The sequence below is a fragment of the Lacibacter cauensis genome, assembly GCF_007830055.1.
GTDB lineage: Bacteria > Bacteroidota > Bacteroidia > Chitinophagales > Chitinophagaceae > Lacibacter > Lacibacter cauensis.
Genome location: NZ_VLLE01000006.1, coordinates 107,781 through 121,649, shown reverse-complemented (window position 1 = coordinate 121,649; position 13,869 = coordinate 107,781). Strand labels below are relative to the sequence as shown.

The following is a 13,869-nucleotide window of genomic DNA, read 5'->3' as shown; positions in this document are numbered from 1 at the left end:
TTAGCTAATTGACATGCAAGTAAATTGAAGTTACTATTTTTATTAAAATTTCATATAAAATGAAAGTTCATTTGCATGCTGATGACGCAGGAATTGGAGAGTCGGCGACACAACTGATTTTGGATGGGTGGGCTCGTCGCATAATCGGTGGGTTTGGTATAGTTTCAAATAAAGCATGTATGTCTCAGATATCTGAAGCTTTAAATAGGTATCAAGAACTGCCTTGCACAATTTCCGCCCATCTTAATTTAACAGACGGTTTTGCATTATTAAAATATGAAAATGGCTCCACTATAATGGATAAGGATGGCCGATTAAAAACCAGCTTTCTGGAAGCATTATTTATTTTGTTGAAAGGTGGATCCATTAAACAGCGGTTTTTGGAAGAGGTGTATCAGGAATGGGATTTACAGATAGCTTACCTTAAGCATGTGTGCCAAGGTCGTGATGTGGATGTCATTAATGGGCATAACCATATGCATATGTTGCCATCGTTATTTAATATTGCGGTTTCCTTGGCAGATAAACATAATATTAAATACATTAGGGTAGTAGATGAACGATTGTTTTTAGCTAATCTTTCCGATATGTTTATGCCATTTTTTTGGATTAACTTATGTAAATGGGTTGTATTAAAACTTTGTCTTCGACGAATAAAGAAACAGCAACATAGCTATAAGGCATTTACCCAAAAAGTATTTGGTGTTTTGTACAGCGGGCACATGACAACATCGGCTATAAAAAAGTACTTTTCCAAGCTTAGAAATGATGGTGTGAAATCTTTAGAAGTTATAGTACATCCTGGACTGTCATTGTCGAAGGAGATGGACAAATGGGCCTCAAGATCGTCTGCTAAACGGTTTTTTATTTCAAAGGAACGAATAAAAGAAATGAGCACTTTAAATCAGTTACAAAGCGAAAATGTCTTTTCAAATTATAATTCTGGAAGCTGATCAACTCGATCTAAAAGCCTATAGCATATTACAGCAGCAGTCTTTTGCCGAGGTTTTTAACAGATCACAGGTTGATGGAAGTCATCTGGATAGCTCCTTTTTTGAATGGAAGTATAATACACCTGCCGGCAAAGCAAGAATTGCTGTTGCGGAAGAAAATGGTGAGATGCTTGCTTCAGTTGCCATGTATCCTGTTAAGCTCATTGAAAAAAATAAAATATTTAAAAGCTGGCATTTTGTTGAGGCAGCAACTTTGCCAAAGGCTAGGGGTAAAGGGATGTTTAAAAAGTGTATGCAGGCGTTGATGGATACATTACAGAACGACGAACTGATCTATGTGTCTCCTAATAAAAACAGTGTATCTGCTACAAAGAATATTGGCTTTAAGGAATCTTGTTACGTTCCATTTTATGGTAAACTGGTATTTAATCTACCTTCTAAGCCTGTCGATAACTTTGGGAAGCAACTTTTTTTTGATAGTAATCAAGACAGCTATGCTGAAGCATTAGCATTAAGCTCGCCCAGAATGGTTCTTCGAAGTGCCGAGTATATGAATTGGAGATATAATGCACATCCTCATGTCTCTTATTACTCATTATCTCCAGTCAGAAACGGAAAAATACAAGGGAATATCGTTCTTCGGCCGGTACAAGTCAAACAGAAAAAATTATTGTTGATAATGGAGTTTCATACAATAAATAGTGCTGTCGAGCGAGAAATGTTAGACTTTTTAGCGAAAGTGGCAAAAGCTGAAAAATGTATTCTTGCCGGCATTTTTTCAAGAGGGGCAGCCTTACCGGCTTTTACTAGCTCCGGATTAATAAAGGTGCCGGTATTTTTGATGCCCAAAAACCACATAGTCATGGAACATCGAAAATACAGCAGTCTGTTTTCTAAAACTGACTGGTTTATGCAATCTGGCGATTGGGATGCGTTTTAGTCAACATTGATCATTTCATCAATAATGTACAATGGTCTTTTTTTACTTTCTCTAAAAAGGCTGGCAATATATTCTCCCATTAACCCAAAAACAAGTAATTGAATACCTCCCATAAAGGTAACTACGGTCATTAGTGATGCCCAACCTGGCACTGTTTTACCTTGAAAGTAATTGATAACAGTTATTGCAAGAAGAAGAAAGGATATAAGCGAAACGATTGATCCAATCAGTAATGAAATGCGGAGAGGTTTAAAACTAAAAGAAGTTGTTCCTTTCAGTCCTAACCGAATCATAGCTGTAAAGTTGTATTTGCTTTTTCCATGAAGTCTGGACGGCGCATCAAAAGGAATAATCGTTCTTCTGTAACCTACCCAGCTAAAAACTCCTCTCAGAAAAAGATCCCGCTCCTCAAATTTTCGAATAGTATGCATTACTTTTCTGGAAAAACCTCTAAAGTCGGAGACGTTTTCTTCTATTGGAACATCCGAAAGAAAATTTATCAGTTTATAAAAGAGTTTGGTTAATAGTTTTTTCAAAAATCCTTGATTTGCAGTTTTTCTGCGCTTTGTTAATACAACATCGTAACCATTTTGTAACTGTTCCAGAATTTGTGGTATAAATGATGGAGGATGCTGCAAGTCGCCATCCATTGTAACAATATGGCTTCCCGTTGCATAATCAATTCCAGCCATTAACGCATTTTGGTGGCCAAAGTTTCTTGAGAATGAGATGCATTTTACACGGCTGTCTGTTAAATAGAGTTGCTTAATTGCCGAAAAAGTATCATCGGTACTACCGTCGTTAATAAAAATAAGTTCAAAATCCTCCGGACTGTATTTCTTTATTTCATGATAGAGGGGCACAATATTCTCTGCCTCATTCATTACAGGTATTAAAATTGAAACTTGTGGCATTTTAAGGCAGAGGTTTGATATGGTTAAATATCAGCAGTTTTTCGTAAACGAACCAATACGTTTAAGCTGCTGGCTATAAACAATATTGGTTATTGTAATTGCGTATTTCGTAAAACATATTTGCCAATAATATCAAACTCCAGGTTTACGGGCGATCCTGGCTGTAATTGATGAATATTAGTATGCTCGTAAGTATAAGGGATGATAGCAACTTCGAAACTGTTTCGTTGCACATTAAAAACAGTAAGGCTTGTTCCGTTGATTGAAGCTGAACCTTTTTCCACCAAGAGGTTGGCAAACTGTTCGGGAAACGAAAAGGTGTAGAGCCAGCTGCCGGCCTCTTCCTTTACTGCTATACAATTGCCTGTCGTATCAACATGCCCCTGAACAAGGTGCCCATCAAGTCTGCCGTTCATGAGCATACTCCGCTCAAGATTAATTAAACGGTATAGAGCCCATGTAGCAAGATTGGTTTTACCTAATGTTTCCTTTACTGCAGTAACCCGGTGCATATCGTCTTTTAAGTCGTCAACAGTCAGGCAAACGCCATCGTGTGCCACGCTTTGATCGATCTTTAACTGATTTGAAATAGAGGATTTGATCCAAAAGCTTCTGTTACTTCCGTTTTCCAACACTTCTGTTACAGTGCCGACGGCTTCAATAATTCCAGTGAACATATTGCAAAATACCAGCTTTTCTCTGTGATAATCAACGGATATTTCGAGGTTATCTCTGAATGTTCCTTTTGTCAGGTTCAGCGATGGAAAGAAAATACCCAGAAATCTAGAAAATAATTCGATCTAAGCAGTTTTTGTTTGCTGATTCCCCTATCTTTGCGCCTCAAAATTCCTTAAAGGAGGTATCTAATTATGCTGATTATCGATTCTAAAGATTGCGAAAATATTGACAAGGCGCTGAAAAAGTACAAGAAGAAATTCGAAAAGAGTAAGGTTCTGCTTCAGTTGCGTGAGCGTCAATCGTACACAAAGCCTTCTGTTCAACGCAGAGGTCAGGTGTTAAAGGCAATCTACAAACAACAGATCGCCAGCGGTAAGATCGAATTATAAGATTCCAGTCTTATCAAATAATAGCAAATAGCCGTAGAGTTATATAACTTTACGGCTATTCGTGTTTATGGAATTTCATACAGATCCACAAATCCAGGCATTTATCGATTACCTGAAGTTTGAAAAAAGGTATTCGCCACACACTATTCGATCGTACCAGGACGATCTTCAGTTTTTTTACGAATATCTTTCCTCCTCATTTGGCAACCTGTCTTTAGCAGAAATTAAGCCTACGTTCATTCGTAGCTGGCTGGCTAAGCAAAAGGAAGAGGGATTATCATCAAAATCGCTCAACCGCCGTATTTCATCTCTGCGGTCTTATTTTAAATATCATTTAAGGCAGGGAGAAATTACTACTTCTCCAATGACCACAATTGTAACGCCCAAAGTAAGTAAACGGCTGCCATCATTTGTTGATCAAAAAGATACGGAGCTGCTTTTTGCACATGTTGAGTTTCCCGATAATTGGGAGGGGGTGTTGGAGAAAATGATTCTTCAATTGTTGTATGCGTCAGGCATGCGTTTAAGTGAGCTCATTGGCTTGAAACAAAGCCAGGTGAACTTACAAAAAGCACAATTGAAAATATTGGGAAAGGGTAATAAAGAAAGGTTGATTCCTCTTTCGTTAGAAACACAGCAGGAAATAAAAAACTATTTGCAGAAGCGAAAAGAGAAGTTTGGTGAGAACGATGGGCTGGAATTATTTTTAATTAACGACAAGGGAAGAAAACTCTATCCGAAATATGTGCAATTAGTTGTAAAAAAATACCTCTCGCTCGTTACAACAATCGAAAAGCGAAGTCCGCATGTGTTGCGTCACACATTTGCCACACATTTAATGAACAATGGGGCAGAGCTGAATGCTGTTAAGGAATTGCTTGGCCATAGCAGTTTAGCTGCAACGCAGGTGTACACACATAATACGATTGACAAGTTGAAGGATATTCATAAAAAGGCACATCCTAAAGCTTAGCTTGCTGATACAAGATGTCTGTTAAAATGCCTGTTAAACGTAAAAAATATTTTGAAAAATGCGCCTGCTGCCGTAACTTGTTATCACTGGAAAATGCTGTACCCAAAACCAGAAAAACCAGTTCTTTCACATTATTATTCACTAGCTAAAATTTGGAACGCTATGACCGTTAAGATCCAAACCGTACGTTTTGACGCAGACGCAAAACTGATCGAGTATGTTAAACAGAGAGTGCAGAAACTTTACAACTTTCACGACAGGATCACGAAGGTTGATGTGTTTTTAAAGCTCGACAATGTAGTTCACAACATTAAAGACAAAGTAGCAGAAATTAAAGTACACGTCCCAAAACAGCATCTATTCGTTAAGCAAACGTCCAAATCATTCGAGCAGTCTTTTGATGAAGCATTAGATTCGCTCATAACCCAATTAAAGCGAAAAAAAGAAAAGCAATACGATCTCTAAAAAATCATTTAAAAGCCCACCGCAAACGGAGGGCTTTTTTTTGCTTTCAACTTTCTTATAAAAATCCTGATATTTTTTTTGTAAAAATTTTTCGGTTTGTTGTTTTCCATTACCTTTGCCTTCCCAAAAAACAGGGGGCATGCTTCAAAGCAGCAAAAAGTTCTTTACAGTATTGACTTTTAACTGATAAGGTTTGATTGAGTTTTTAATCTGCCCGGCCATCCGGCACATCAATCTTACCTGGTTTTTTAGAAAAAAGTAAAATAAAATTGCCACTTTAGCTCAGTTGGTAGAGCAGCTGATTTGTAATCAGCAGGTCGTTGGTTCGAGTCCGACAAGTGGCTCTTGGTTTTTTAGGGCAGGTTCCAGAGCGGCCAAATGGGGCGGACTGTAAATCCGCTGTCTTTCGACTTCAGAGGTTCGAATCCTCTCCTGCCCACAGCACTATTTGAAATATAATCGGATAGTTTGACCTTAGTAAAGTTCTTTTGTGTTTGAAAATTTGAAGATGATTGTGTAAAACGGATCATTTTTCAAATTTTCAAATTGTATTGCGGGAGTAGCTCATTTGGTAGAGCGATAGCCTTCCAAGCTATAGGTGGCGAGTTCGAGCCTCGTCTCCCGCTCCAGTAAGTTCTTTTGAAGTTAGAGGTGAGAAATTTCACTAAAACTCTACCAGCCGTTGTAGCTCAGTGGTAGAGCACTTCCTTGGTAGGGAAGAGGTCGTGAGTTCGATTCTCACTAACGGCTCAGTATGTTTGATGCCTGGCCTTAAACAGTTGAGTGAAAATTAAAACGATGAAATGTGCGACGCAACAATGTTCAATAGTGCACTGTTGCCGATAACATAAAAGAGTTTAACAGTTTTTGTAAACACAAATTTTAAAACAAAATAAGATGTCTAAAGAGACCTTTAAGCGGGAAAAACCCCACGTAAACGTTGGTACCATTGGTCACGTTGATCATGGTAAAACCACTTTGACTGCAGCTATCACAGACATCCTTTCTAAGAAAGGTCTGGCTCAGGCAAAGAAATATGATGAAATTGATGGTGCGCCTGAAGAAAAAGAGCGTGGTATCACTATCAATACTGCACACGTAGAATACCAAACAGCAAACCGTCACTACGCACACGTAGATTGTCCTGGTCACGCTGACTACGTAAAAAACATGATCACTGGTGCTGCGCAGATGGATGGTGCTATCCTCGTAGTAGCTGCAACTGATGGTCCTATGCCTCAAACAAAAGAACACATCCTTTTGGCACGCCAGGTAGGTGTACCTAAGATTGTTGTGTTTATGAATAAAGTAGATCTGGTTGAAGATGCTGAACTTCTTGAACTGGTTGAAATGGAAATCCGTGACCTGTTAAGCTCTTATGGCTTTGATGGTGACAATACTCCAATCATCCAAGGTTCTGCTACCGGCGCTTTGGCTGGCGAAGCTAAGTGGGTTGCTAAAGTAGAAGAATTGATGGAAGCTGTAGATACTTACATTCCTCTGCCTCCCCGTCCGGTTGATATGCCATTCCTGATGAGTGTTGAAGACGTGTTCTCAATCACTGGTCGTGGTACTGTAGCTACTGGTCGTATCGAGCGTGGTATCATTAAAGTAGGTGAAGCTGTTGAAATCGTTGGTTTGATGGAAGCTCCAATGAGTTCTACTGTTACCGGTGTTGAAATGTTCAAGAAACTCTTAGATCAAGGTCAGGCTGGTGACAACGCAGGTCTCCTCCTCCGTGGTATTGAGAAGAAAGATATCCGTCGTGGTATGGTTATCTGTGCTCCTAAATCTATCACTCCTCATACTGAGTTTAAAGGTGAAGTTTACGTATTGAGCAAAGAAGAAGGTGGTCGTCACACTCCGTTCTTCCAAAAATACCGTCCTCAGTTCTACTTCCGTACAACAGACGTTACTGGTGAAGTAGAATTACCAGCAGGTACTGAAATGGTTATGCCTGGCGATAACACAAACCTTACTGTAAAACTTATCCAGCCAATTGCGATGGAAAAAGGTTTGAAGTTTGCGATTCGTGAAGGTGGCCGTACAGTAGGTGCAGGTCAGGTAACTGAAATTTTAAAATAAGCTAAGGCAGGGCTTTTAGCTTTAGTAAATGATGTACATTTGCAACATATAACTAAAAGCTGTTCCGTTAAAGGAATAGCTTTTAGTTTTCTACGGGCATGGTGCAACGGTAGCATACGGGTCTCCAAAACCTTTGATCTGGGTTCGAATCCTAGTGCCCGTGCGAAGTAAATCTGAAAATTCATCAACAGTCCGGTTGTTTTAACCGGGTTGTTGGTGAATTTGGTTTTCAACTTCACAAAATCAAATTACACTGATGAACAAAGTATCCGCTTATTTCAGAGACTCTTACAGGGAGTTGCTCGAAAAAGTAACCTGGCCTACCTGGCAGCAATTACAACAATCTACAATGATTGTGCTTATTGCTACACTCATCATTACCGCTATTGTTTGGGTAATGGATCTTGGTATTGCCAGCGCACTTCAATTCTTTTATTCATTCTTCAAATCGTAATCTATGTCAGAAACCGCCAATGTGGAAACCAGCAAGTGGTATGTGCTTCGTGTCGTGAGCGGCAAAGAGAAGAAGGTGAAAGAGTACCTTGATAAAGAAATTTCACGAAATGGATGGAGCCATATCGTAAAACAAGTCTTTCTTCCGGTTGAAAAAGTGTATAAAGTTGCTAACGGTAAAAAAGTTGTTCGTGAGCGCAACTTCTATCCCGGCTATGTAATGATTGAGGTTGAAAATGGTAAAATGGGTGACGACATCCGTGAAACCATCAGCAACACCAGTAATGTTATTCATTTCCTTGGTAAAGAAAATCCCATTGCTTTACGTAAAGCAGAAGTAAATAAAATGCTGGGTAAAGTGGATGAAATGGCTGATGCAACCGGTATGACGATGAGTGAGCCATTTATTGTTGGCGAAACCATCAAGATCATTGACGGACCATTCAACGACTTTAACGGTGTAATTGAAGAAGTAAACGACGAGAAGAAAAAGCTCAAAGTTGCAGTAAAAGTATTCGGACGTGCAACACCGGTTGAACTCAATTATATGCAGGTTGAGAAATTAGCTTAAGAAATACTATTTGATTCTAATAAAAAACCCACTCATTTGAGCGGGTTTTTTTATGCGTTAACATGTAGCTTTTATGCCTGTGCTTCTGAACCGTTTGATTCTTCTGCTGCAGGAGCTTCTGCTAATGGAAGTTCTGCCTGAACAGGTTCCGGAGCTGGTGCGGGAGCAGGAGCTTCAACAGCTGGTGCTGCTGCTACTTTTGCTTTAGCCGCTTTTTTCTTTGGAGCTGCTTTTTTAGCTGCTGGCTTTTTGGCTACTGCTTTTTTGGGAGTTGCTTTTTTTACAGCTTTTTTAGGAGCTGCTTTCTTTACTGCCTTTTTAGGAGCAGCTTTTTTAGCCGTTTTTTTCTTAGCGGCTTTCTTTACAACTTTCTTAATTGCTTTTTTAGGAGCCGCCTTTTTAGCTACTTTCTTTTTTGGGGCTGCCGCTTTTTTTGCTTTTTTAGCAGCTTTTTTGGGGGCTGCTTTTTTTGCTGCTTTTTTAGGAGCAGCTTTTTTAGCCACCTTCTTTACTGCTTTTTTAATGGCTTTTTTTGCAGCTTTTTTCTTTGCTTTTGCCATGTGTGTTACGTTTTTAGAGTTGTTTTTGGGAGTAATTGTGAATTGAATTGAAAAATTAAAGTAAAATAATCAGTCAGTAAAAAAATCATCTCTTTTTTTTATAACTAATTCTTAGAGCAAACATGCTGCAGCGCTTACTTTTGTTACAAAAGCAGCGTAAAATTCTTCTTCAAACCCTTTGCTGGTAAGGAAATGCGCCTTACCTTTGCCGTCCCAAAAAGTTCTTTAGAAGAATTATTTGTTTGGGAGTTCCGATCGGTTTCGGAACGTTATCACCAAAAAAACTTTTACAATGGCAAAAGAAATCACAGGATTTGTGAAGCTGCAGGTAAAAGGTGGTCAGGCAAACCCTGCGCCTCCTGTAGGTCCGGCCCTTGGTTCGAAGGGTCTTAACATCATGGAGTTCTGCAAGCAGTTTAATGCAAGAACTCAAGACAAAATGGGTAAAGTACTTCCCGTTTTGATCACCGTTTACTCCGACAAGTCGTTCGACTTCGTTATTAAAACTGCACCTGCTTCAATTCAATTAATGGAAGCAGCAAAAATCCAGAAAGGTTCAAAAGAATCAAATCGTGCAAAAGTGGGTAAAGTTACCTGGGCTCAAATCGAAGCAATTGCTAAAGATAAGATGCCTGACCTCAACTGCTTTACACTGGAAAGTGCTATGAGCATGGTTGCCGGTACTGCACGCAGCATGGGTTTAACTGTTGACGGTAAAGCTCCTTGGGAAAACTAAATTATTCACCTCAAATTTTTGAAACATGTCTTTGACTAAGAAAAGAAAAGTAGCAGAAGCAAAGGTGGATAACAATAAAGTTTATTCCCTGAAAGATGCTTCAACACTCGTAAAAGAAATTAACTGCACTAAGTTCGATAGCTCTGTTGACGTTCACGTTCGCTTAGGTGTTGATCCTAAGAAAGCAGACCAGGCTATCCGTGGTACAGTAACATTACCACACGGTACTGGTAAAACAAAACGTGTACTCGTTCTTTGTACTCCTGATAAGGAAGCTGATGCGAAAGCAGCAGGTGCTGATCATGTAGGATTGGATGAGTTCATTACTAAAATTGAAGGCGGCTGGACAGATATCGATGTAATCATTGCTACTCCTGCTGTAATGCCTAAGATTGGTAAACTCGGTAAAGTGTTAGGTCCTCGTAACTTAATGCCAAACCCCAAAACTGGTACTGTTACAAACGATGTAGCAGCAGCAGTAAACGAAGTAAAAGGTGGTAAGATTGCATTTAAGGTTGATAAAGCGGGTATCGTTCACGCTTCTATTGGCCGAGTAAGTTTTGCTCCGGAAAAAATTGCTGAGAACACACAAGAGTTCCTCAATGCACTGGTAAAAGCAAAACCTTCTACTGCAAAAGGTACCTACCTGAAAAGCGTTTACATGGCAAGTACAATGAGCCCTGCCATTAATGTTGACACAAAATCATTCATGAACTAATCCTTTCAGGGTTATTAAAACTAAAATCATGACAAAAGATCAAAAAAATGAAGTGATTGAAGTGCTGAAAGGCAAGTTCAGTCAATACAATAACTTCTACATTACCGATACAGAATCGTTAACTGTAGAGCAAGTGAGCAAACTGCGCCGTGCTTGTTTCGATAAAAATGTTGAAATGAAAGTGGCTAAGAACACACTTATTAAAAAAGCATTGGAATCTTTGGATGCTGAGCGTTACACTGGTGTATTTGATGCATTGAATAATGTAACAGCTTTGTTGTTTTCAGAAAATCCAAAAGAACCAGCTTTGATCATCAGCTCATTCCGTAAGGAAAGCAACGGTGAAAAGCCAGTGTTGAAAGCTGCATTTATCAATGGTGATGTTTATGCCGGCGATAATCAGTTGAAAGCGCTGACACAGATCAAGACGAAGAACGAGCTCATCGGCGAAGTTATCGGCTTGCTCCAGTCTCCTGCAAAACGTGTTATTGCTGCATTGCTGCATAACGCTGAAACAAAGGGAGAAGCAACTGCTGAAGCTGCACCTGCAGAATAAGTATGAAGAACGAAGTTGGAAGTACGTACTTCGTACATCTAATTTTGTACTGAAAAATAGTAACCAATGCCTCTGAGGTTCAAATGGGGTACAATTAATAACCATCCGCCGGACTCCTGAAGAGAATGAAGGCGGTTAAAAAGTAAAACAATGGCAGATATTAAAGCATTAGCTGAATCATTAGTAAGCTTAACAGTTAAAGAAGTTCAGGAATTAGCAGACGTTCTGAAAGCAGATTACGGTATTGAACCAGCTGCTGCAGCTGTAGTAGTTGCTGCAGGCGACGGTGGTGGCGCTGCTGCTGCTGAAGAAAAAACTTCATTCGATGTAATCCTGAAGAGCGGTGGTGCTTCTAAACTGAACGTAGTTAAGATCGTTAAAGACTTAACTGGTCTCGGTCTGAAAGAAGCAAAAGACCTCGTTGACGGTGCACCAAAACCAGTTAAAGAAGGTGTTTCTAAAGCAGAAGCTGAAGATATCGCAGCTAAGCTGAAAGAAGCAGGTGCTGATGTTGAGATTGCTTAATGCATTTCTTACAATAAGTTGAACCCCGACCAATGTGTCGGGGTTTTTTGTGCGCAACGTTTTACAAATGGCGATTGTCTACAGTCAAACACGGCTATTTTTGTAGCCGCAAGCAAGTACATGAATAATAAGCAACACTTATCTCAGTTTTTTCTTCTTACCATTTTCCTGTTTTGTTTCTGTGCCGGATTTACAGGCAAATTACAGGCACAATGCACAACACTTGGGCAAACACCTGCAACTGCATTTCCGGTTTGTGGTACCGGTGTGTTTTTGCAAAACAATGTTCCAAGCTGTCAAAACAATGAGATTATTGTTCCCGGATGTAATCCCAATCAAAACAGGTATTACGATGTCAATCCATTCTGGTACAAGTTCACTTGCTTTACATCGGGTAGTCTTGGTTTTTTAATTGATCCCATTAATACAAGCGATGATTATGACTGGCAGATATGGGATGTTACCGGTATTGATCCGAATACAGTTTACAGTAATACAGGTCGTGTAGTAGCGGCTAACTGGTCGGGGTTGACTGGGCAGACAGGTACAGCTTCAAACGCAAGTTCTTTGATTGAGTGTGGTTCGTATGGAGGCAATAATCCCCCCAAGTACAGTCGCTTGCCAAATATTGTTGCGGGCAAAACATATTTGCTGATGATCAGCAATTTCTCTAACTCGCAAAAAGGATACAAGCTTTCATTCGGTGGAGGAACGGCAGTAATTACCGATCCGAAAGAACCACTGATGCAGCAAGTCCGCACCAATTGTGCGGCTAATGAACTTCGCCTGAAACTTAACAAGAAAATGAAATGCAGCTCCATTGCAGCGAATGGAAGTGACGTTGTTGCATTTCCCGGTAATATAACGGCAACGAATATGCGCCCGATCGGCTGTAACAGCAGTTTCGAAACCGATTCGGTAGTAATCACCTTATCGCAACCGTTACCTCCCGGCAATTATGCGCTGCAATTGAAAAACGGAAGCGATGGCAACACTATCCTTGATGTATGCGATCGGTCAATACCAACAACCAATACCGTCCCGTTTACTGTAATAGCATTGCAACCAACAGCATTCGATAGTATTGCTCCGGTAAGCTGTGCACCAAATAGTGTTCGTTTTGTATTTAAAAAATTGATTCGCTGCAGTTCAATTGATGCATCCGGTTCAGACTTTAGTATTACGGGCACCTATCCTGTAACAATAACCGGTGCCAGAGGTAATTGCAATGCAGATGGATTAACGGGTGACATTATTGTAACATTTGCCCAGCCTTTGCAACAAGCAGGAAATTTTACCATTGCACTTCGCTCTGGGTTTGATGGCAATACCATTGTTGACGAATGCAGCCAGGCAACGCCTCCATCACAATTAAGTTTTTCTGTTTTAGATACTGTAAACGCCTCGTTCACCTACAACATTGCTTACGGTTGCCAGGCAGATACGGTCTTATATACGCATCCCGGTGGTAATGGCATTAACAGCTGGCAATGGAATTTTGCAGCAAGCGGATCAGGTAATCAACAACAGGAGCAAATTATTTATAACAGTTTTGGAACCAAGAAAGCTACGTTGATTGTATCGAACGGTTTCTGCAGCGATACAAGTGCGCAGGATGTTCGTCTTAATAATTTCCTGCAGGCGGAATTTGATGTAAACCGGTTTATTTGCCCTGATAGCTTATTGTTGGTAAATCCGGCTCCAGTTACCGAAAGACCTTTACAATTCTTGTGGCAGTTTGGCGATGGTACTACAAGTACCGATTCGCTTCCGTTGCCGCATTTGTATCCGTCGAACACAAACGAAGTAAAATACACTGTAACCTATACCATTACGAACGATCTTGGGTGCAGCAGCAGTATATCGAAAGAGGTTATCCAGTTACGCACCTGCAGAATTGATGTGCCGACTGCATTTACTCCCAACGGCGACGGGTTAAACGATTTCTTTGGTCCATTGAATGCATTAGCAGTAGAGAATTTGCAGTTTAGAATTTATAACCGCTGGGGTGGGCTGGTATTTGAAACAAACGACTGGACCAAACCATGGGATGGGAAAGTGAACGGCGTGGCACAACCTGCGGCTAATTATGTTTGGACCTTAACGTACAAAGATCTCGTAACCGGAAAAGATGTTAGCCGAAAAGGAAGTTTTATACTCATTCGATAAAGTAGATGGGGGTAGTTGGCTCTGCTAAACTGCCAACTTTTCCCAACTCTGACAAAACGGGGACAAATGCTGCCAATCAAATTTTGTTCCAACGCACAATATCATTAACTTTGCCTCCCTAAATTTAGGCTGAATAGCAAGTTGGCGCCCAATTACAGTCATAAATAACTGAAAATCAATTTAC

16 protein-coding genes and 5 tRNA genes are annotated in these 13,869 nt (G+C 40.1%); 18 read left to right on the top strand and 3 right to left on the bottom strand.

Features of this window, described 5'->3' with window-relative positions; all coding sequences use genetic code 11:
• The first annotated feature begins 59 nt into the window (after positions 1-59).
• Together IQ13_RS17180 and IQ13_RS17175 are read left to right on the top strand one after the other, a co-directional pair.
• A complete protein-coding gene (locus IQ13_RS17180; protein WP_144887868.1) occupies positions 60-953 on the top strand; it encodes a ChbG/HpnK family deacetylase in 894 nt (297 codons plus the stop codon).
• A complete protein-coding gene (locus IQ13_RS17175; RefSeq protein WP_144887867.1) occupies positions 922-1,893 on the top strand; it encodes a GNAT family N-acetyltransferase in 972 nt (323 codons plus the stop codon). Before IQ13_RS17180 ends, IQ13_RS17175 begins: the two co-directional genes overlap by 32 nt.
• On the opposite strand, the gene IQ13_RS17170 is transcribed toward IQ13_RS17175, so the two are convergent.
• Positions 1,890-2,807, bottom strand: a complete 918-nt coding sequence (locus IQ13_RS17170; protein WP_144887866.1) for a glycosyltransferase family 2 protein — start codon at positions 2,805-2,807, stop codon at positions 1,890-1,892. The two genes, IQ13_RS17175 and IQ13_RS17170, sit on opposite strands and share 4 nt — an antisense overlap.
• An 89-nt stretch (positions 2,808-2,896) precedes the next feature.
• Positions 2,897-3,484, bottom strand: coding sequence for a riboflavin synthase (locus IQ13_RS17165; protein WP_144887865.1), 588 nt, complete (start codon positions 3,482-3,484; stop codon positions 2,897-2,899).
• A 192-nt stretch (positions 3,485-3,676) separates the two neighbouring features.
• On the opposite strand from IQ13_RS17165, the gene rpsU reads away from it, so the two are divergent.
• The 11 genes from rpsU (at position 3,677) to nusG (ending at position 8,421) form a co-directional block, all read left to right on the top strand.
• Positions 3,677-3,874, top strand: coding sequence for a 30S ribosomal protein S21 (gene rpsU, locus IQ13_RS17160; protein ID WP_129129818.1), 198 nt, complete (start codon positions 3,677-3,679; stop codon positions 3,872-3,874).
• Positions 3,875-3,941: 67 nt separating this feature from the next.
• On the top strand, positions 3,942-4,847 hold the full coding sequence (locus tag IQ13_RS17155; protein ID WP_144887864.1) for a tyrosine-type recombinase/integrase: 906 nt from the start codon (positions 3,942-3,944) through the stop codon (positions 4,845-4,847).
• Positions 4,848-4,898: 51 nt separating this feature from the next.
• Positions 4,899-5,312, top strand: a complete 414-nt coding sequence (locus IQ13_RS17150; protein ID WP_242009579.1) for an HPF/RaiA family ribosome-associated protein — start codon at positions 4,899-4,901, stop codon at positions 5,310-5,312.
• A gap of 271 nt (positions 5,313-5,583) precedes the next feature.
• Positions 5,584-5,656: transfer RNA gene (locus IQ13_RS17145), tRNA-Thr, on the top strand.
• A 12-nt stretch (positions 5,657-5,668) separates the two neighbouring features.
• A tRNA-Tyr gene (locus IQ13_RS17140) sits at positions 5,669-5,751 on the top strand.
• Positions 5,752-5,865: 114 nt separating this feature from the next.
• Positions 5,866-5,941: transfer RNA gene (locus IQ13_RS17135), tRNA-Gly, on the top strand.
• A gap of 49 nt (positions 5,942-5,990) precedes the next feature.
• Positions 5,991-6,062, top strand: a tRNA-Thr gene (locus IQ13_RS17130).
• Between the two features lie 147 nt (positions 6,063-6,209).
• Positions 6,210-7,397, top strand: a complete 1,188-nt coding sequence (gene tuf, locus IQ13_RS17125) for an elongation factor Tu (RefSeq protein WP_144887863.1) — start codon at positions 6,210-6,212, stop codon at positions 7,395-7,397.
• Between the two features lie 92 nt (positions 7,398-7,489).
• Positions 7,490-7,560 (top strand) — tRNA-Trp (locus IQ13_RS17120).
• 93 nt (positions 7,561-7,653) lie between these two features.
• A complete protein-coding gene (secE, locus tag IQ13_RS17115; protein ID WP_129129814.1) occupies positions 7,654-7,851 on the top strand; it encodes a preprotein translocase subunit SecE in 198 nt (65 codons plus the stop codon).
• A 3-nt stretch (positions 7,852-7,854) separates the two neighbouring features.
• Positions 7,855-8,421, top strand: a complete 567-nt coding sequence (nusG, locus tag IQ13_RS17110; protein WP_129129813.1) for a transcription termination/antitermination protein NusG — start codon at positions 7,855-7,857, stop codon at positions 8,419-8,421.
• Positions 8,422-8,492: 71 nt separating this feature from the next.
• Here the strand turns inward: nusG and IQ13_RS17105 are convergent, their stop codons facing one another.
• Entirely contained in the window at positions 8,493-8,981 is a 489-nt protein-coding gene (locus IQ13_RS17105; RefSeq protein WP_199758302.1) for a hypothetical protein, read from the bottom strand.
• A gap of 292 nt (positions 8,982-9,273) precedes the next feature.
• Here IQ13_RS17105 and rplK point away from each other — a divergent pair, with 292 nt between their 5' ends.
• The 5 genes from rplK (at position 9,274) to IQ13_RS17080 (ending at position 13,685) form a co-directional block, all read left to right on the top strand.
• Entirely contained in the window at positions 9,274-9,717 is a 444-nt protein-coding gene (gene rplK / locus IQ13_RS17100) for a 50S ribosomal protein L11 (RefSeq protein ID WP_144887862.1), read from the top strand.
• A gap of 25 nt (positions 9,718-9,742) precedes the next feature.
• Complete coding sequence (rplA, locus tag IQ13_RS17095; RefSeq protein WP_144887861.1) at positions 9,743-10,435, top strand: 50S ribosomal protein L1; 693 nt, start codon at positions 9,743-9,745, stop codon at positions 10,433-10,435.
• A 28-nt stretch (positions 10,436-10,463) separates the two neighbouring features.
• Positions 10,464-10,991 carry a 50S ribosomal protein L10 gene (gene rplJ / locus IQ13_RS17090; RefSeq protein WP_144887860.1) on the top strand — a complete coding sequence of 176 codons (528 nt, stop codon included), beginning with the start codon at positions 10,464-10,466 and terminating at the stop codon, positions 10,989-10,991.
• Positions 10,992-11,141: 150 nt separating this feature from the next.
• Complete coding sequence (rplL, locus tag IQ13_RS17085; protein ID WP_144887859.1) at positions 11,142-11,516, top strand: 50S ribosomal protein L7/L12; 375 nt, start codon at positions 11,142-11,144, stop codon at positions 11,514-11,516.
• 120 nt (positions 11,517-11,636) lie between these two features.
• Positions 11,637-13,685 (top strand): T9SS type B sorting domain-containing protein, encoded by a 2,049-nt coding sequence (locus tag IQ13_RS17080; RefSeq protein WP_144887858.1) that lies wholly within the window; start codon positions 11,637-11,639, stop codon positions 13,683-13,685.
• Positions 13,686-13,869 lie beyond the last annotated feature (184 nt).

What these genes read in the sequence shown, in the direction of transcription:
- rplK (WP_144887862.1), top strand. Translation starts at nt 9,274, where the DNA reads ATGGCAAAAGAAATCACAGGATTTGTGAAGCTGCAGGTAAAAGGTGGT.
- IQ13_RS17105 (WP_199758302.1), bottom strand. Translation starts at nt 8,981, where the DNA reads ATGGCAAAAGCAAAGAAAAAAGCTGCAAAAAAAGCCATTAAAAAAGCA.
- nusG (WP_129129813.1), top strand. Translation starts at nt 7,855, where the DNA reads ATGTCAGAAACCGCCAATGTGGAAACCAGCAAGTGGTATGTGCTTCGT.
- rplJ (WP_144887860.1), top strand. Translation starts at nt 10,464, where the DNA reads ATGACAAAAGATCAAAAAAATGAAGTGATTGAAGTGCTGAAAGGCAAG.
- secE (WP_129129814.1), top strand. Translation starts at nt 7,654, where the DNA reads ATGAACAAAGTATCCGCTTATTTCAGAGACTCTTACAGGGAGTTGCTC.
- tuf (WP_144887863.1), top strand. Translation starts at nt 6,210, where the DNA reads ATGTCTAAAGAGACCTTTAAGCGGGAAAAACCCCACGTAAACGTTGGT.
- IQ13_RS17165 (WP_144887865.1), bottom strand. Translation starts at nt 3,484, where the DNA reads ATGTTCACTGGAATTATTGAAGCCGTCGGCACTGTAACAGAAGTGTTG.
- rpsU (WP_129129818.1), top strand. Translation starts at nt 3,677, where the DNA reads ATGCTGATTATCGATTCTAAAGATTGCGAAAATATTGACAAGGCGCTG.
- IQ13_RS17170 (WP_144887866.1), bottom strand. Translation starts at nt 2,807, where the DNA reads ATGCCACAAGTTTCAATTTTAATACCTGTAATGAATGAGGCAGAGAAT.
- IQ13_RS17155 (WP_144887864.1), top strand. Translation starts at nt 3,942, where the DNA reads ATGGAATTTCATACAGATCCACAAATCCAGGCATTTATCGATTACCTG.
- IQ13_RS17080 (WP_144887858.1), top strand. Translation starts at nt 11,637, where the DNA reads ATGAATAATAAGCAACACTTATCTCAGTTTTTTCTTCTTACCATTTTC.
- rplA (WP_144887861.1), top strand. Translation starts at nt 9,743, where the DNA reads ATGTCTTTGACTAAGAAAAGAAAAGTAGCAGAAGCAAAGGTGGATAAC.
- IQ13_RS17180 (WP_144887868.1), top strand. Translation starts at nt 60, where the DNA reads ATGAAAGTTCATTTGCATGCTGATGACGCAGGAATTGGAGAGTCGGCG.
- rplL (WP_144887859.1), top strand. Translation starts at nt 11,142, where the DNA reads ATGGCAGATATTAAAGCATTAGCTGAATCATTAGTAAGCTTAACAGTT.
- IQ13_RS17175 (WP_144887867.1), top strand. Translation starts at nt 922, where the DNA reads ATGTCTTTTCAAATTATAATTCTGGAAGCTGATCAACTCGATCTAAAA.